Here is a 16,458-nt window from a genome sequence, read left to right on the forward strand (position 1 = left end):
CAATGGCGGCGGAAACCACTGACATCGACGACATTCGCGCGCGGGCCCAGCGGTGGCTCGACGACGACCCCGACCCGGCCACCCGCGAGGAGCTGCGGGCCGTGCTCGACCGGCTGCCGGCGAGCGCGCCGGAGCTGGCCGACCGGTTCGCCGGGCCGCTGACCTTCGGCACCGCCGGGCTGCGTGGGCCAGTGCGCGCCGGCCCGAACGGGATGAACCTCGCCGTGGTCACCCAGGCCGCGGCCGGGCTGGTCGGCTGGCTCGCCGCCCAGGGCGCCACCGGCCCGCTGGTGATCGGGTACGACGCCCGGCACGGCTCCCGGGAGTTCGCCGAGCGCACCGCCCAGGTCGCCACCGGCGCGGGGCGGCCGGCGCTGCTGCTGCCCCGCCCGCTGCCCACGCCCGTGCTGGCGTACGCGGTGCGGCACCTGGACGCGGCGGCCGGCGTGATGGTGACCGCGAGCCACAACCCGCCGCAGGACAACGGCTACAAGGTCTACCTCGGCGCGCAGCTCGGCGGGGCGCTGGGCGCGGGCGCGCAGATCGTGCCGCCGGCCGACGCCGGGATCGAGGCGGCCATCCGGGCGGTCGGTCCGCTGGCCCAGGTGCCGCTCGGCCCCGCCGGCCAGGTGCTCGGCGACGACCTGGTGGTCTCGTACGTGGACCGGGCCGCCGCCGTGGTCTCCCCCGACGGGCCGCGTGACCTGGCGGTGGCGTACACGCCGCTGCACGGCGTGGGCGCGGCGGTGCTGGCCGCCGCCTTCGTACGGGCCGGGTTCGCGGTCCCCGGGGTGGTGCCCGAGCAGGCGGAGCCGGATCCGGCGTTCCCGACCGTCTCCTTCCCCAACCCGGAGGAGCCGGGCGCGGTGGACCTGCTGGTGGCGCTCGCCGAGCGGACCGGCGCGGACATCGCCGTCGCGAACGACCCGGACGCGGACCGCTGCGCGGTGGCGGTACGCGACGCCTCGGCCGGCGGGTGGCGGATGCTGCGCGGGGACGAGGTGGGCGTGCTGCTCGCCGACCACCTGATGCGCCGGGGCGTCAAGGGCCTGTACGCCACCACGATCGTGTCGTCGTCCCTGCTGCGGACGATGTGCGCGGCGCGTGGCCTGCCGCACGACGAGACGCTGACCGGGTTCAAGTGGATCGTCCGGGCCGGTGGTGGCGCGGAGCCGCTGGTGTACGGCTACGAGGAGGCGCTCGGCTACTGCGTCGCCCCCGACCGCGTGCGGGACAAGGACGGCATCACGGCCGCGCTGACCGTCGCCGAGCTGGCCGCCGACCTGAAGGCGCGGGGGCGCACGCTCACCGACCGGCTGGACGAGCTGGCCGCCGAGTTCGGGGTGCACCACACCGACCAGCTCTCGGTGCGGGTGGACGACCTGCGGGTGATCGCCGACGCGATGGCCCGGCTGCGGGCGGCCACCCCGACCCAGCTGCTCGGCCGGCCGGTGACCGAGACGCGGGACCTGCTGCCCGGGGCGGACGTGGTGATCCTGTGGACCGGGGCGGCCCGGGTGGTGATCCGGCCGTCGGGCACGGAGCCGAAGCTGAAGGCGTACCTGGAGGTGGTGGAGCCGGTCGCGGACGGCGACGTGGCCGCGGCCCGGACCCGCGCAGCCGCCGCCGTCGCGGCGCTGCGTGCCGAGACGGCCGCCGCCCTCGGCCTCTGAGCCCGGCGGCCCCGCCGGGCGGCCACGCTCCGCACCCCCGCCCCACCGCCTGCGGGCCCTTTGCTCTGCACCCGCCGACGCGGCGGTCACCGTACGTGGCCGTCGCGCGGACGGGTGCAGAGCAAAGGGGCCAAAGCGAGTGGTGGGTGGTCGGGCAGACCCGCCGGGACCGGCGCTGGCGCGAGCGCGCTCCCGGGCTCGCGGCCCGGTCCCGGTGGGCGGTCAGACGCGCTTGCCGAGGGCGGCGTCGACCGCCTTGCCAAGCGCGGCGACGACGAGGCTGACGGACGGGCGGACCACCGAGTCGTCCAGGCTGACGGTGCCGGAGAAGCCGGCGCCGCCGGCGATCTCCTCCAGCCGGACGTGCGCGTCCCGGGCCGCGTCGCCGGCCAACCCGAGCGCCGGCTCCATCCGCAGCACCGCCACCAGCGTGGCCAGCGCGGCGGTCCGCTCGTCGGGGACCTGCCCGCCGGCCAGCGCCTCGGCCAGCCGGCCGCGGGTGTCCGCCTCCACCGCCGCGTCCGCCAGGGGGTAACGGTGCACGTGGATGAACCCCAGCTCGGTCTCGTCGACGTCCCGCACCACGCCCCTGCCGACGAGGTCGCCGAGGATGCGGTCGCGCAGACCGTGGCGCAGCCGCTGCACCCAGGAGGAGGGGCTGTGCGGGGTGTCGGCGGCGATCCGGGCCAGCACGTCGTCGAGGATCGGCTCGCCGGTGGGGGTGGGGTCGGTGGCCGCCAGGTTCCCCTCGACGTACGCGATCCGGCCGGCCAGGGCCAGCTCGATCAGGACCGCGGCGGCCATTCCCAGGTCGAGGCTGATCCGCGGCATGGTCGCCTTGCCGGATTCGTCGTCATAGGCGAGGAGCAGCAGCTCTTCGGCCAGCGCAACACCAGTCATGGCCCGAGACGGTAGCGCCTGACCGCACCTCCGCGCGCCCTGACCCGCCCGGCGGAGAGGCGCGCCCGCGGGCCGCCCCGGACGGGGGCGGCCCACCGGGGTCAGAAACGGGGCATTCCGCCGAACTGACGGTCGCCGGCGTCGCCGAGGCCGGGCACGATGAACATCTTGTCGTTCAAGCCCTCGTCGATCGAGGCGGTGACCAGACGCAGCGGCAGCCCGGACCGCTCCAGCCGTTCGATGGCCAGCGGCGCCACCAGCACACAGAGCACGGTGATGTCGGTGCAGCCCCGGTCGGCGAGCAGCCGGCAGCAGTGCTCGAGCGAGCCACCGGTGGCGACCATCGGCTCCAGGACCAGCACCGGCAGGCCGCTCAGGTCACGGGGCAGCGACTCCATGTACGCGCGCGGGGCGAACGTCTCCTCGTCCCGGGCCAGGCCGACGAAGCCCATGGAGGACTCGGGCAGCAGGCCGAGCGCGGCGTCGGCCATGCCGAGACCGGCCCGCAGCACCGGCACGAGCAGCGGCGGGTTCGCCAGCCGGGTGCCCAGGGTGTCGGTCACCGGGGTCCGCACCGGGTACTTCTCGACGGGGAAGGAGCGCGCAGCCTCGTACACCAGCATGGTGGTGAGTTCGTGCAGCGCCGCCCGGAACGACGAGGAGTCGGTGCGCGCGTCCCGCATGGCGGTCAGCCGCGACTGGGCGAGCGGGTGGTCAATGACGTGTACGTCCACGATCGCCCAACCTACCGAACCGTCCGTGCGGGCGGCGCGGGAGCGGCGCACCGACGACGCCGCCCACCAGGCGGGCCGGCGGCCCGCGCACCCGCGACAGTGACAGTTATCACTGCACCGCGCCGGCTGCGTAGACTGCGGGGCATGACGGCGACAGCGACGTCGGCCCGGTCGGACCTCTCCGAGCTGGGACGATCCGAGACCGCTCTGCGGACCTTCCTGCGCGGCCTGCCGGGCGTGGACCAGGTCGGCGCGGAGCAGCGGGCGGCGCAGCTCAGCACCCGCTCCATCAAGACCACGGCCAAGGCCCAGGCGATCGATCTGGCGATCCGGATGGTCGACCTGACGACCCTGGAGGGGGCGGACACCCCCGGCAAGGTGCGGGCGCTCGCGGCCAAGGCGCTGCGCCCCGACCCGGCCGACCCGTCCTGCCCGCACGTCGGCGCCGTCTGCGTCTACCCGGCGATGGTCCCGCACGTGGCCGAGGTGCTGCGCGGCACGGGCGTGCACCTGGCCAGCGTGGCGACGGCCTTCCCCTCGGGCCAGGCGCCGCTGGAGGTCAAGCTCGCCGACACCCGGGCCGCCGTCGCCGACGGCGCGGACGAGATCGACATGGTGATCAACCGGGGGGCGTTCCTCGCGGGCCGGTACAAGGAGGTCTACGACGAGATCGTCGCCGTCAAGGACGCCTGCGGCGGCGCTGATGCCGGTCGCCAGGGGCGACCGCGAGCCCACCTCAAGGTGATCCTGGAGACCGGCGAGCTGGCCACGTACGACAACGTGCGGCGGGCCTCCTGGCTGGCCATGCTGGCCGGCGGCGACTTCATCAAGACCTCCACCGGCAAGGTCCCCGTGGCGGCCACCATGCCGGTGACGCTGGTGATGCTGGAGGCGGTCCGGGACTTCCGCGCCGCCACCGGGCGGCAGGTCGGCGTGAAGCCGGCCGGCGGCATCCGCGCCAGCAAGGACGCGATCAGATACCTGGTGATGGTCAACGAGACCGTCGGCGCGGACTGGCTCGACCCGGACTGGTTCCGCTTCGGTGCGTCCAGCCTGCTCAACGACCTGCTCATGCAGCGCACCAAGCTGAAGACCGGCGTCTACCCCGGTCCCGACTACTTCACCCTGGACTGAGAGCGATGTTCGAATACGCGCCCGCCCCCGAGTCCCGCTCGGTGGTGGACATCAAGCCCTCGTACGGGCTGTTCATCGACGGGAAGTTCGCCGACCCGACCGACGGCGGCAACTTCAAGTCGGTCAACCCGGCCACGGAGGAGGTGCTGGCCGAGGTCGCCGAGGCCGGCGCGGAGGACGTGGACCGCGCCGTCCGCGCCGCCCGCCGGGCGTACGAGAAGGTGTGGGGCCCGATGCCGGGCCGGGACCGGGCCAAGTACCTGTACCGGATCGCCCGGATCATCCAGGAGCGCTCGCGCGAGCTGGCGGTGCTGGAGTCGCTGGACAACGGCAAGCCGATCAAGGAGTCGCGGGACGTCGACATCCCGCTCGTCGCCGCGTACTTCTTCTACTACGCCGGCTGGGCCGACAAGCTCAACCACGCCGGCTTCGGCCCGGACCCGCGGCCGCTCGGCGTGGCCGCCCAGGTCATCCCGTGGAACTTCCCGCTGATGATGCTGTCCTGGAAGATCGCCCCGGCGCTGGCCGCCGGCAACACGGTGGTACTCAAGCCGGCCGAGACCACCCCGCTGACCGCGCTGCTCTTCGCCGAGATCTGCCAGCAGGCCGACCTGCCCGCCGGCGTGGTCAACATCGTCACCGGCGCCGGCGACACCGGCCGGACGCTGGTCGAGCACCCGGGCGTGGACAAGGTCGCCTTCACCGGCTCCACAGAGGTCGGGCGGGGCATCGCCCGGTCGGTCGCCGGCACCCGCAAGAAGCTCACGCTGGAGCTGGGCGGCAAGGCCGCCAACATCGTCTTCGACGACGCCCCGGTCGACCAGGCGGTCGAGGGAATCGTCAACGGCATCTTCTTCAACCAGGGGCACGTCTGCTGCGCCGGCTCCCGCCTGCTGGTCCAGGAGTCGGTCGCCGACGTGGTGCTGGAGTCGCTGAAGCGCCGGATGGTTCAGCTGCGGGTCGGCGACCCGCTGGACAAGAACACCGACATCGGGGCGATCAACTCCGCCGTCCAGCTCGCCCGGATCCGGGAGCTGTCCGAGGCCGGCTCCGCCGAGGGCGCCGAGCGCTGGTCGCCCACGTGCGAACTGCCCGACCGGGGCTTCTGGTTCGCGCCGACCATCTTCACCGGGGTCACCCAGGCGCACCGGATCGCCCGGGAGGAGATCTTCGGCCCGGTGCTGTCCGTGCTGACCTTCCGTACCCCGGCCGAGGCCGTCGAGAAGGCCAACAACACGCCGTTCGGGCTGTCGGCCGGGATCTGGACCGAGAAGGGCTCCCGGATCCTCTGGATGGCCGACCGGCTGCGCGCCGGCGTCGTCTGGGCCAACACGTTCAACAAGTTCGACCCCGCCTCGCCGTTCGGCGGCTACAAGGAGTCGGGCTACGGCCGCGAGGGCGGCCGGCACGGGTTGGAGGCGTACCTCAATGTCTGAGCGCGTCGCGGTACGCAAGACGTACAAGCTCTTCATCGGCGGGAAGTTCCCGCGCAGCGAGTCGGGACGGTCGTACATCGTGCAGGACTCCAACGTCGTACTGGCCTCGCGCAAGGACGCGCGCGACGCCGTCGTCGCCGCCCGGGCCGCCGTGCAGGGCTGGGCCGGGGCGACCGCGTACAACCGGGGGCAGATCCTGTACCGGGTCGCCGAGATGCTGGAGGGTCGCCGCGAGCAGTTCGTGGCCCTCGGCGTGCCGGGCGAGGAGGTGGACGCGGCGACCGACCGCTGGGTCTGGTACGCCGGGTGGTCCGACAAGCTCTCCCAGGTGTACGGCGGCGCGAACCCGGTCGCCGGTCCGTACTTCAACCTGTCCGACCCGGAGCCGACCGGGGTGGTGGCCGTGGTGGCCCCGGAACGGCCGGCGCTGCTCGGCCTGGTCAGCGTGATCGCGCCGGCGATCGTCACCGGCAACACGGTCGTGGTGGCGGCTTCGCCGGCGCAGCCCCTAGCGGCGGTGACGCTGGCCGAGGTGCTGGCCACGTCCGACCTGCCCGGCGGCGTGGTGAACATCCTGACCGGCCGGCTCACCGAGACGGTGCCGACACTGGCCGGGCACATGGACGTCAACGCGATCGACCTGACCGGGGTGACCGACGCGGAGCTGGCGGCGGAGCTGGAGGTCAAGGCGGCGGAGAACCTGAAGCGGGTGCTCCGGCCCGCCCCGGCCGACCACGACTGGACGGCCGACCCGGGCCTGACCCGGATGACGTCGCTGCTGGAGACGAAGACGGTCTGGCACCCCAAGGGGGTCTGACGTCCTGCGCTTGTGGGGTCTACTACGCGGGGTAGGATTGGCTCGTGACTCGGCTGGGGGATCTTGAGCGTGCGGTGATGGACGTGCTGTGGGACAAGGTCCCGGCCACGTCGGACGGGGCGACCGTACGCGAGGTCGCCGACGCGCTGGACGGCCGCGAGCTGGCGTACACGACGGTGATGACCGTGCTGGACCGGCTCGCCGGCAAGGGCATGGTGCAGCGCCAGCGGGAGGGGCGGGCCTGGCGCTACCGGGCCGCGGCCAGCCGCGAGGCGCACATCGCCCAGCTCATGCTCGACGCCCTCGAGCTGGGCGGCAGCCGGGACGCCGCGCTCGTGCGCTTCGCCCGCTCGGTGAGCGGGACCGAGGCCGACGTGCTGCGGGCCGCCCTGGCCGACGAGGCGACGGACCGGTAGGGCGGGCGTCATGGCGTACGCCGCGCATTTCGCCGCGACGGTCCTGGCCTGCTACCTGACCGCGCAGGTCCTGGCGTCCTCGACCTGGACGTGGCGCGCCCCCCGGGTGGCGATCGTCTGCTGGCAGGCGGTCGGGCTGGCGCTCGGCCTGTCCGCGATGGGCCTGCCGATGGCGCTCGGCCTGGCCGCGTACGACCGGCCGACCGGTGGCGCCCTGCTCGCCCTCGCCACCGACCTGGCCCACGGCACCCTTCCGGCCGATCTCGGGGAGGTCCACCTCGGGCTGGTCGGCGTCGGCTTCGGCATCGGCGCGGTGCTGCTCACCACGACGGTACGCAGCGTCCACGCGACCGTCCGGGCCCAGCGGCGGCACCGGGATCTGCTCGCCCTGGTGGCCCGGCGGGATCCCGCCGTCCCGGGGGCGCTGGTGCTGGACCACCCGAGCGCGGCGGCGTACTGCCTGCCGGGGGTGAAGCCGCGGGTGGTGGTCAGCGCGGGTGCGCTCGACCTGCTCGACCGGGCCGAGCTGGAGGCGGTGCTGACCCACGAGCGGGCGCACGCCCAGGAGCGGCACGATCTCGTGCTGCTGCCGTTCACCGCGCTGCGCCGGGCGCTGCCCTGGTTCCGCTGGGTGCGGGACGCGCACGAGCGGGTCGCCCTGCTGGTCGAGATGCGCGCCGACGACAAGGCCCGCGAGCTGCACGCCGAGGCGCCGCTGGCGGGCGCGCTGCGCCGGTTCGCCGCGGCCGGCCACCGGATCACCCCGGCCGGCGCGCTCGGCGTGGGCGACCGGGACCTGGACGTCCGGGTCCAGCGGCTGCTGGTCGCCGACCGGCCGCCCCGCCTGCTGGGGGCCGCCGCGCTGGCGGTGGCGACGACTCTGGTCGCGCTACCGGTCTCCCTCTTCCTGAGCTGAGTTCATCCCGCGGCGGCGCCTGTTCCGGGCTCGACGCTCCGGCTCACCAACCGGGCCGTGGTGGACCAGTCGGTCGCACTGTGGAGCTGCCCCATCTGTGCTACCGGCCCACCACCGCCCGGTACGGGCGCGAGGCACAGACCCGCGCCTGATCCGCCGGCAGGTCGTACGACAGGCACCGACGAACGGGCCGCGACCACAGCGGGATCGGGCCGACCGCGCCCGGCGGAGGGATCAAGCCTGACCGCCCGGAGCCGGGCGTGGTCGGCCCGATCCCCGAGCTCAGCCACCCGCAAGCCGGCCACCCACCATGGCCCGCCCGGCCAATAGGTAGAGAGACTACGTGTAGGCTAACTATGTCAAGCCAGCCAACATTTGGAGGGCGACCATGGATCCCCTGCTCCTCGCCCGTCTGCAGTTCGCCACCACCACCTCGGTGCACTTCCTCTTCGTCGTCGTCACCCTGGGGCTGGTCACCCTGCTGGTGGGGCTGCAGACCGCCTGGGTGGTCACCGGCAACCCGGCGTACGAGCGGCTGACCCGATTCTGGGGCCAGCTCTACGTGATCAACTACGTACTGGGCATCGCCACCGGCCTGGTGATGGAGTTCCAGTTCGGGTTGAACTGGAGCGGGCTGTCGCGCTACGTCGGCAACGTCTTCGGGGCGCCCCTCGCCATCGAGACGCTGGTCGCGTTCTTCCTGGAGTCCACGTTCCTCGGCATGTGGATCTTCGGGTGGCACCGGCTGCGCCGGGGCGTCCACCTGGCGTTGCTGTGGGGCGTGGCGCTGACCGCGTACGCCTCGGCGTTCTGGATCATGGTGGCCAACTCGTGGCTGCAGAACCCGGTCGGCTACGAGCTGCGCGACGGGGTGGCCCACCTCACCGACTTCGGCGCCCTGCTCACCAACCCCACCCTCGGCATGGCCTTCGGGCACGTGGTGTCCGCCGCACTGCTCACGGGCGGGATGCTGATGGCGGCGGTCAGCGCGTACCACCTGATCCGGCGCACCCCCGACCACGCGGTGTTCCGCACCTCGCTGCGGATCGGGCTGGTCACGGCGACGCTCGCGATCACCCTCGTGCAGGGCTTCGGCTTCGCCCAGTTCGGCCCCGTGGGGCGGGTGCAGCCGACCAAGTTCGGCGGCAGCCCGGAGCAGGAGGCACTGGTCGCCGAGTGGACGGCGCGGTTCGGGCCCGGCGACTACACCCCGCCGGTGCTCGCCAACGTCGGGCTGGGCTTCATGATCCTGATCGGCTTCGCCCTGGGCTGCCTCTGGCTGCTGCTGCCGCTGCTCTGGCGGGACGCGATCATCCGGCTGCGGTTCCCGCTGTGGCTGTTGCTGCTGGCGCTGCCGCTGCCCTTCGTGGCGGTGCTCCTGGGCTGGATCTCCCGGGAGGTGGGCCGCCAGCCGTGGGTGGCGTACGGGCTGCTCCCCACCGGGCAGGCGGTCTCCCCGGTCGGCGCACCGGTGATGTTCGTCTCGCTGATCGGCTTCACCGCGCTGCTCGGCACGCTCGCCGTCGCCAACTGGGTGCTGCTCGCCCGGCACGCCGCCCGGGGCGCCGCGGACCCGGCGCTCGGCCGCCCGCCAGGTCCGGGCACCGACGACACCCGCCCCGTGCCCGTCTTCAGCTGAGGAGCCCCCCGTGGAACTCGCCTGGTATGCCCTGCTCGGCTTCTTCTTCGCCACCTACCTCGTGCTCGGCGGCTACGACTACGGCGTCGGACTGCTGCTCGCCCGGGGCGGCGGGACGTCCCGCCGCGCCACGCTCACCGCCCTCGGCCCGTTCTTCCTCGGCAACGAGGTGTGGCTGGTGGCCACCGCCGGCATCCTGTTCGGCGCGTTCCCCGCCCTGGAGGGTGAGCTGCTCTCCGGGTTCTACCCGGTGGTCGTCACCGCGCTGGTCGGGGTGATCGCGGTGACCGTCGGCGTGCAGTTGCGTGGTCGCCCGGCCACCCCGTCGGCCCGGGCCCGCTGGGACCGCGTGGTCGTCGCCGGCAGCCTGCTCGCCGCGCTCGGCTGGGGTGCACTGCTCGCCGGCCTGCTCCAGGGGGTGCCGCTGACCGCCGCCGGGCACGTCGCCGGGGTCGGGCACGTGGTCACCCCGTTCGTGGCGGCCGGCGGGCTCGCCATGGCGGCCCTGGTCGCCGTGCACGGTGCGACGTTCCTCACCCTCCGGCTGCCGGTCGCCGAGGCCGCCGCGCTCGCCCGTACCGCCCGCCGGCTGGTGCCGGTGGCGCTCGCCGCGGTCGCCCTGGCCGCCGTCGCGGGCGGGCTCTCCGTCGGGGTACGCGCCGCGGCGCAGCGCCCGATGTTCGCCGTACTGCTGCCGGTTGCGCTGTTCGCGGCGCTGCTGGCGGCCCGGGTGGCGCTCGCCCGGCGGCGGCCGGGGCTCGCCTTCGCGGCCACGAGCGCGGCGCTGGCCCTGCCGGTGGCGGCGGTCGGCGCGACGCTGTGGCCGTACGCGCTGGTCTCCACCGTCGACCCGGGGGCCTCGCTGGCCGTCGCCGACGCGGCGGCGAGCCGGCCGACCCTGTCCCTGCTGGGCTGGCTCACGGTGCCGCTCCTGCCGGCCCTACTAGGCTTTCAGGCGATGTGCTGGTGGGTGTTCCGGGGACGGACCGACGGCAGGGCACCGGTGTACTGGTGAACCGCCGCCCCTTCGACCCGCGTCTGCTGCGCCGGGTCCCCGCGGCCCGGCGCGACCTCGCCGTGCTCGCGGTGCTCGGCGGGCTGGCGGCGCTGCTGGTCGTGGGGCAGGCCACCGCGCTGGCCACGCTGCTGGCGACCGCGTTCCACGGCCGGCTGGACCGGCCCGCGCTGGCCGGCTTCCTGGCCGCCGTCGCCGGTCGGGCGCTGGTCGCCTGGGCGCAGGGCACGGTGGCGGCGCGGGCCGCCGCGACCGTGAAGGCGACGCTGCGGGAGGACCTGCTGGCCGCCGTCGGCCGACACGGGCCCGCCTGGGTCGCCGGGCAGCGGGCCGGGCAGCTCGCCACGCTGGCCGGGCGCGGGCTGGACGCGCTGGACGCCTACTTCACCGGGTACCTGCCGCAGCTCGTGCTCAGCGTCACCGTGCCGCTGGCCGTGCTGGCCCGGATCACGCTCGCCGACTGGGGCTCGGCGGTCATCATCGCGCTTACCCTGCCGCTGATCCCGGTGTTCGGCGCGCTGCTCGGCTGGCAGGCGCAGGCCGCCACCGAACGCCAGTGGCGCCGGCTGTCGCTGCTCGGCGGGCACTTCCTCGACATGGTCGCCGGGCTGCCCACCCTGCGCGCGTTCGGCCGGGCCCGGGCCCAGGTCGACGTGGTACGCCGGATGGCCGACGGGCACCGGGCCGCCACCATGCGCACGCTGCGCATCGCGTTCCTGTCCGCCCTGGTCCTAGAGCTGGTGGCCACCCTCTCGGTGGCGCTGGTGGCGGTGCCGGTGGGCATCCGGCTGCTCGGCGGCGGGCTGACCCTGTCCACCGCGCTGCTGGTGCTGCTGCTCACGCCGGAGGCGTACCTGCCGCTGCGGGCGGCCGGCAGCCGGTTCCACGCCAGCATGGAGGGGCTGACCGCGCTGGACGAGGCGCTCACCCTCTCCGCCACCGGGCCGGCCGTTACCCCGACGGCCGGGCCGCGACCGGTGCCGGACGGGCGGGGCGAGATCCGGTTCGAGGGCGTGACCGTCGCGTACGAGCGGACCGTCGCGCTGCGGGACGTGTCGCTGACCATCCGGCCCGGGGAGCGGATCGCCGTCGTCGGGCCGAGCGGGGCCGGCAAGAGCACCCTGCTCAACCTGCTGCTCGGCTTCGTCGCCCCGACGGCGGGCCGGGTGACGGTCGGCGGGGTCGACCTGGCCGGGGCCGACCCGGACGCGTGGCGGCGCCAACTGGCCTGGGTGCCGCAGCGGGCCCACCTGTTCGCCGCGACGCTGGCCGACAACATCCGGCTCGGCGCCCCGGACACCCCCGGCGACGCGCTCGCCGCGGCGGTCTCCGCCGCCGCGCTGGACGAGGTGGTCGCCGCCCTGCCCGACGGGGTCGACACCGTGCTCGGCGAACGCGGCCACGGCCTGTCCAGCGGCCAGCGGCAACGGGTCGCGCTGGCCCGGGCGTTCCTCCGGGACGCCCCCGTCGTCCTGCTCGACGAGCCCACCGCCCGGCTGGACAGCGCGAGCGAGGCCGCGGTGCTGGCCGCCACCCGCCGGCTCGTCGCCGGGCGCACGGCCGTGCTGGTGGCGCACCGGCCGGCCCTGCTGGAGGACGCCGACCGGGTCCTGCGGGTCGAGGACGGCCGGGTCACGGAGCTCACGCCGGCCCCCGCGCAGGAGGTGGCGCCATGAGTGCGGCCGAGCGGACGGTGCTCCGGCTCGCCCGGCCGTACCTGGGCCGGCTGCTCGGGGCGGGGCTGCTCGCCGCCGCCACGGAGTTCGCCGGGCTGGCCCTGATGGCCACCGCGACCTGGCTGCTGATGAGCGCCGCCGGCCGCCCGCCGCTGGACCGGCTCACCGTGGCGATCGTCGCCGTCCGCGCGCTGGCGATCGGCCGGGGCGTGTTCCGCTACACCGAGCGCCTGGCCGGCCACGACGCCGTGCTGCGGATGGTCACGGACGTCCGGGCCCGGGTCTTCGCCACCCTCGCCGGCCGGCGCGACGCGGCGCGACCGCGCACCGGGGACGCGCTGAGCCGGCTGGTCTCCGACGTGGACGCGGTGCAGGACCTGCTGCTCCGGGTGCTCGTGCCGGGGGCGGCCGCCGCGCTGGTGAGCGTGCTGGCGGTGGCGGGGGCCACGGCCGTCTCCCCCGCGGCGGCCGGGGTGCTCGCCGTCGGGCTGCTGGTCGCCGGGGTCGGGCTGCCGGTGGCGGCCACCGCGCTGACCCGCCGTGCGGCCGACGAGGTCGCCCCGCTGCGCGGCGCGCTCGCCGCCGACGCGATCGACCTCACCCACGGCGCCGCCGACCTGGCCGCCTTCGGCGCGACCGGGTACGCGCTGGACGCCGCCGCCGGGCGGGCCCGTCGGCTGGCCCGGCTCGAACGGCGGCTCGCCGCGACGGGTTTCGCGGTCGACGCGGCCGGGGTGCTGGTCGCCGGGGCGACCGCCGGGGCGGTGGTGGTCATCGCACTCCGCGCGGGGGTCGGCGGGGTGCTGGTCGGGGTGCTGGCGGTCGGCGCGCTGACCGCCGTCGAGGTGGCGCTGGCCCTGGTCGGTGCCGCCCGGCAGCGGGCCGGGCTGCGGGCCGGGCTGGTCCGGGTGGCCGCCCTGCTGGCCGCCCCGGCGGCCGAGCGACCGGAGCCGTCGGCCGCGCCCGCCGCCACGGTCGTGGACGCCCCGCACGACGTGCGCTTCGATCGGGTGACCGTCCGGTACCGGTCGGACGCCGCGCCCGCGCTGGACGGGTTCGCCCTGGACCTGCCGGCCGGCCGGCGGGTCGCCGTGGTCGGGCCGAGCGGGGCCGGCAAGAGCACCCTCGCCGCCGTCCTCACCGGCGCGGTGCGCTCCGACAGCGGGCGGGTCACCCTGGACGGGGTGGACCTGTCGGCGTACCCGCCCGAGGAGCTGCCGCGGGCGGTCGGCGGGCTGCTCGCCGAGGCGTACGTCTTCCACGCCACCGTCCGGGAGAACCTGCTGCTCGGCCGGCCCGGCGCGGACGAGGCCGAGCTGGCCGACGCGGCCCGGGCGGCCGGCCTGCTGGACTGGGTACGCGCCCAGCCCGCCGGCTGGGACACCGTCGTCGGTGAGGAGGGCGGCCAGCTCTCCGGCGGCCAGCGGCAGCGCCTCGCGCTGGCCCGGGCGCTGCTCGCCGCGCCCCGGGTGCTGGTGCTGGACGAGCCGACCGAGGGGCTCGACCCGGCCGCCGCCGACGCGGTGCTCGCCTCGGCGCTGGCCGCCACGCCGGCCGGGCACTCCGTGCTGCTGATCAGCCACCGGCTCAGCGGGCTGGCCGGCCTCGACGAGATCGTGGTGCTCGACGCCGGCCGGGTGGCGCAGCGCGGCCGGCACGCCGAGCTGGTCGCGACGCCGGGCTGGTACCGGGACCAGTGGCTGCTGCAGGAGGCGGCCGAGCGGGGCTACCTGGCCCTGACCCCCCGCCCCTGAGCCGGGATTCGGGGAATCTCCCCGACGCGCCGGCCGCCCGGGCGTGGCAGGCTCGCCCCATGGCCCGCTGCGACGTCGTACGCGTCGAGGATCGGCTGCGCGAGCTGGACGACCGGCTGCGCGGCCCCGCTCGGCTCAAGGCCGACCTGCTGACGGAGGCCCGGCACGCGTTGGAGGACGCCGTCGAGGCGTACCGGGACCGGGGGCTGTCGGCGGCGGAGGCCGAGCGGCGGGCGGTGGCCGAGTTCGGCGACCCCGCCGGCCTCGGTCCGGCCTACCAGGCGGAGCTGGCGGCCGGCTCGCTGCGCGGCCTGGCGCTGCGGGTGCTCGCGGTCGCCGGCGTGCTGGTGGCCGCGGGCGACCTGACCTGGCGGGGGTCGAGCTGGAGCGGCACGGGCCCGCGGCCACCGGCCGGCTACCTGCTGCTGTCCGGCTCGCTCGACGCGATCTGGCTGGCGATCGCCCTCCTCGCGGCGGCCGGGCTGCTGCTGGTGGCCGCCTCGGCCCGGTCGGCGCACCCCGCCCTGCCCCGGCTCGCCCGGCTGGTCGGGCTCGGCCTGACGGCGGCGCTCGGCCTGGGCGCGCTCAACGGCGCGGCCCTGTACGCGTGGTCGCTGGGGCTGTGGGAGGCGGCCCTCACCTGGCCGCCGATGATCGTCGGCGGGGTCGCGGTCACGGCCGCCCTCCTGTGGCTCGCCCGGGCGGCCCGGTCCTGGCTGCTCGCGGCCCGCTGAGCTGCTCGCGGCCCGCTGAGCTGCTCGCGGCCCGCTGAGCTGCTCGCGGCCCGCTGAGCTGCTCGCGGCCCGCTAGCGGGCGGCGGATCACTCCGGTTACCCCGCCGACGGACGGGGGTGGGGCGAACCGGTGCGGCTCGGGGCCGCGGGTCAGGCCCGGGAGACGGGGCTGTCGCCGAGGAAGCGGCCGACGGTCGCGCTGAACTCGCGCCAGCCGTCCCGCTCGCCGGCCAGCGCGCGGCGCCCCGAGTCGGTGAGCTCGTACGTCCGGCGTTCCCGGCCGTTGACCGTGCTCCAACTGCTAGCCACGTGCCCGGCCCGTTCCAGCCGGCGCAGCGCCGGGTAGATGGTCCCGGTGGGCAGGTCGAGGTGTCCCTCGCTGCGGGCCCGCAGCGCCTCGATGATGGCGTAGCCGTGCAGCGCGCCCCGCTCCAGCACCGCGAGCAGCAGCGCGTCGAGGTGTCCGTGCAGCGCCTGGGCCTTCACGTGTAGCAACGCTACTTGTTCATCAGCCGGACCGCTACCGGGGTGCGGGCAGCAGCCGGCCGGAGCCGCCCACTAGGGTATGTGCCCAGAGTCACTCGGCGGTCGGACGTCGCCGGGTGGGCAGCCCGAAGCACACGGAGGTCAGCGTGGCCCGCCAGTCGCCCCAACGGCCCGACGCCGACGAGCCCGAGCTCGACGACACCGACGCCACCGTCGAGGAGAACGCCGCCGCCACCGCCGAGGAGGACGCCGACGGCCCGGCGGCGCGGAACGTCGACCGCTCGCTCTGGGACGAGCTGCGGATCGACCCGGTGGAGATCAACCTGCCCGCCGGCACCGGCTTCACGCTGCGGGCGTACCGGCCGGCGCGGGAGCTGACCCCCACCGACGTCACCGAGCGGGACCAGGACGACCCGTTCCTCGCCCGCCGACAGGTGGTCGAGGTGGAGGACGACGAGGTCGTGATCCTCGACGAGGAGGTGGCCGCCGAGTTCGCCGAGGCCGACGAGGCGGAGGCGGCCAAGGCGAAGTCCCGGGCCAAGGACACTGACGCCGAGGCCGACGAGGCGGACGAGGACGCCGAGGACGAGGCGGGCGAGGACGCCGAGGACGAGGCGGGCGACGAGGAGTGCGACGAGGAGGTGCCGATCTTCCTCAGCCACCGGGGCCGGCTGCTGCTGTTCAAGTCACCGGAGTCGCTGGTCAGTTTCGTCCGGTCCGGCGCGCCCAACGACATGTCCCAGCTGGACAGCTGGAATGAATTGGCCGAACGGGTGGAGCCGGCCGACATCGCGCCGCTCGACGAGGACACGTACGAGCTGGACCTGGTCGTGGAGAACCTGCGCGGCGGGCACGACACCTGGGACCCGCCCCTGCTCATCGAGGCCGGCGAGGTGGCCCGGGACGTCGCGTACGCGCTGCGTATGCCCGCGGTGCTGGACATGCTCTCCGCCGGGTCCAGCCTGGACGATCTGGACGAGGCGCTGCGCGCCTCGGTCAACGGCGGGCTCGGCGGATTCCTCGGCCGGCGGCGGCTGAAGAAAATCGGCGCGCAGACCGCCAGCCTCGGTTGGCGCACCATTGTCGGCAAGATCTCTGCGGTCGTGGACTGGCGCGACTGACGCGTAC

The 16,458-nt window shown here is 75.4% G+C and carries 15 protein-coding genes; 12 read left to right on the plus strand and 3 right to left on the minus strand.

The genetic code is table 11. The features are described from left to right. The first annotated feature begins 2 nt into the window (after positions 1 to 2). Positions 3 to 1,673 (plus strand): phospho-sugar mutase, encoded by a 1,671-nt coding sequence (locus ACGFIZ_RS17175; protein ID WP_393420255.1) that lies wholly within the window; start codon positions 3 to 5, stop codon positions 1,671 to 1,673. A gap of 222 nt (positions 1,674 to 1,895) precedes the next feature. Here the strand turns inward: ACGFIZ_RS17175 and ACGFIZ_RS17180 are convergent, their stop codons facing one another. Together ACGFIZ_RS17180 and upp are read right to left on the minus strand one after the other, a co-directional pair. Beyond that, positions 1,896 to 2,573 (minus strand): GPP34 family phosphoprotein, encoded by a 678-nt coding sequence (locus ACGFIZ_RS17180; protein ID WP_393420256.1) that lies wholly within the window; start codon positions 2,571 to 2,573, stop codon positions 1,896 to 1,898. Between the two features lie 101 nt (positions 2,574 to 2,674). Next, complete coding sequence (gene upp / locus ACGFIZ_RS17185) at positions 2,675 to 3,307, minus strand: uracil phosphoribosyltransferase (RefSeq protein WP_347665961.1); 633 nt, start codon at positions 3,305 to 3,307, stop codon at positions 2,675 to 2,677. 144 nt (positions 3,308 to 3,451) lie between these two features. Here upp and deoC point away from each other — a divergent pair, with 144 nt between their 5' ends. From deoC to ACGFIZ_RS17235, 10 genes are all read left to right on the plus strand, one after another. Then, complete coding sequence (gene deoC, locus ACGFIZ_RS17190) at positions 3,452 to 4,441, plus strand: deoxyribose-phosphate aldolase (protein ID WP_393420259.1); 990 nt, start codon at positions 3,452 to 3,454, stop codon at positions 4,439 to 4,441. A gap of 5 nt (positions 4,442 to 4,446) precedes the next feature. Next, positions 4,447 to 5,877, plus strand: a complete 1,431-nt coding sequence (locus ACGFIZ_RS17195) for an aldehyde dehydrogenase family protein (protein ID WP_393420261.1) — start codon at positions 4,447 to 4,449, stop codon at positions 5,875 to 5,877. After that, the gene (locus ACGFIZ_RS17200; RefSeq protein ID WP_393420263.1) at positions 5,870 to 6,694 is read left to right on the plus strand and encodes an aldehyde dehydrogenase family protein; all 825 of its coding nucleotides are present in this window, start codon (positions 5,870 to 5,872) and stop codon (positions 6,692 to 6,694) included. The genes ACGFIZ_RS17195 and ACGFIZ_RS17200 overlap by 8 nt, the downstream gene beginning before the upstream one ends. 44 nt (positions 6,695 to 6,738) lie before the next feature. After that, the gene (locus ACGFIZ_RS17205) at positions 6,739 to 7,110 is read left to right on the plus strand and encodes a BlaI/MecI/CopY family transcriptional regulator (RefSeq protein ID WP_393420265.1); all 372 of its coding nucleotides are present in this window, start codon (positions 6,739 to 6,741) and stop codon (positions 7,108 to 7,110) included. 10 nt (positions 7,111 to 7,120) lie between these two features. Continuing rightward, entirely contained in the window at positions 7,121 to 8,026 is a 906-nt protein-coding gene (locus tag ACGFIZ_RS17210; protein WP_347665965.1) for a M56 family metallopeptidase, read from the plus strand. Positions 8,027 to 8,414: 388 nt separating this feature from the next. Then, the gene (locus ACGFIZ_RS17215; RefSeq protein WP_393420267.1) at positions 8,415 to 9,665 is read left to right on the plus strand and encodes a cytochrome ubiquinol oxidase subunit I; all 1,251 of its coding nucleotides are present in this window, start codon (positions 8,415 to 8,417) and stop codon (positions 9,663 to 9,665) included. A 10-nt stretch (positions 9,666 to 9,675) separates the two neighbouring features. Continuing rightward, positions 9,676 to 10,680 (plus strand): cytochrome d ubiquinol oxidase subunit II, encoded by a 1,005-nt coding sequence (locus ACGFIZ_RS17220; protein ID WP_393420269.1) that lies wholly within the window; start codon positions 9,676 to 9,678, stop codon positions 10,678 to 10,680. Next, positions 10,677 to 12,356: a thiol reductant ABC exporter subunit CydD gene (cydD, locus tag ACGFIZ_RS17225; RefSeq protein WP_393420271.1), complete on the plus strand. Its 1,680-nt coding sequence runs from the start codon at positions 10,677 to 10,679 to the stop codon at positions 12,354 to 12,356. Before ACGFIZ_RS17220 ends, cydD begins: the two co-directional genes overlap by 4 nt. Then, positions 12,353 to 14,110: a thiol reductant ABC exporter subunit CydC gene (gene cydC, locus ACGFIZ_RS17230; protein WP_393420273.1), complete on the plus strand. Its 1,758-nt coding sequence runs from the start codon at positions 12,353 to 12,355 to the stop codon at positions 14,108 to 14,110. The genes cydD and cydC overlap by 4 nt, the downstream gene beginning before the upstream one ends. Before the next feature lie 59 nt (positions 14,111 to 14,169). Next, positions 14,170 to 14,844 carry a permease prefix domain 1-containing protein gene (locus ACGFIZ_RS17235; RefSeq protein ID WP_393420275.1) on the plus strand — a complete coding sequence of 225 codons (675 nt, stop codon included), beginning with the start codon at positions 14,170 to 14,172 and terminating at the stop codon, positions 14,842 to 14,844. 150 nt (positions 14,845 to 14,994) lie between these two features. Here the strand turns inward: ACGFIZ_RS17235 and ACGFIZ_RS17240 are convergent, their stop codons facing one another. After that, positions 14,995 to 15,330 (minus strand): helix-turn-helix transcriptional regulator, encoded by a 336-nt coding sequence (locus tag ACGFIZ_RS17240; RefSeq protein WP_347665970.1) that lies wholly within the window; start codon positions 15,328 to 15,330, stop codon positions 14,995 to 14,997. Positions 15,331 to 15,446: 116 nt separating this feature from the next. Here ACGFIZ_RS17240 and ACGFIZ_RS17245 point away from each other — a divergent pair, with 116 nt between their 5' ends. Then, positions 15,447 to 16,451 carry a DNA primase gene (locus ACGFIZ_RS17245; protein ID WP_393420277.1) on the plus strand — a complete coding sequence of 335 codons (1,005 nt, stop codon included), beginning with the start codon at positions 15,447 to 15,449 and terminating at the stop codon, positions 16,449 to 16,451. Positions 16,452 to 16,458 lie beyond the last annotated feature (7 nt).

The sequence above is a fragment of the Micromonospora sp. NPDC048830 genome, assembly GCF_043198215.1.
Classification (GTDB): domain Bacteria; phylum Actinomycetota; class Actinomycetes; order Mycobacteriales; family Micromonosporaceae; genus Micromonospora.

Coding starts and splice junctions, on each gene's coding strand:
- ACGFIZ_RS17200 (WP_393420263.1), top strand. CDS start 5,870: ATGTCTGAGCGCGTCGCGGTACGCAAGACGTACAAGCTCTTCATCGGC.
- ACGFIZ_RS17235 (WP_393420275.1), top strand. CDS start 14,170: ATGGCCCGCTGCGACGTCGTACGCGTCGAGGATCGGCTGCGCGAGCTG.
- ACGFIZ_RS17215 (WP_393420267.1), top strand. CDS start 8,415: ATGGATCCCCTGCTCCTCGCCCGTCTGCAGTTCGCCACCACCACCTCG.
- deoC (WP_393420259.1), top strand. CDS start 3,452: ATGACGGCGACAGCGACGTCGGCCCGGTCGGACCTCTCCGAGCTGGGA.
- ACGFIZ_RS17175 (WP_393420255.1), top strand. CDS start 3: ATGGCGGCGGAAACCACTGACATCGACGACATTCGCGCGCGGGCCCAG.
- ACGFIZ_RS17180 (WP_393420256.1), bottom strand. CDS start 2,573: ATGACTGGTGTTGCGCTGGCCGAAGAGCTGCTGCTCCTCGCCTATGAC.
- ACGFIZ_RS17210 (WP_347665965.1), top strand. CDS start 7,121: ATGGCGTACGCCGCGCATTTCGCCGCGACGGTCCTGGCCTGCTACCTG.
- cydC (WP_393420273.1), top strand. CDS start 12,353: ATGAGTGCGGCCGAGCGGACGGTGCTCCGGCTCGCCCGGCCGTACCTG.
- ACGFIZ_RS17195 (WP_393420261.1), top strand. CDS start 4,447: ATGTTCGAATACGCGCCCGCCCCCGAGTCCCGCTCGGTGGTGGACATC.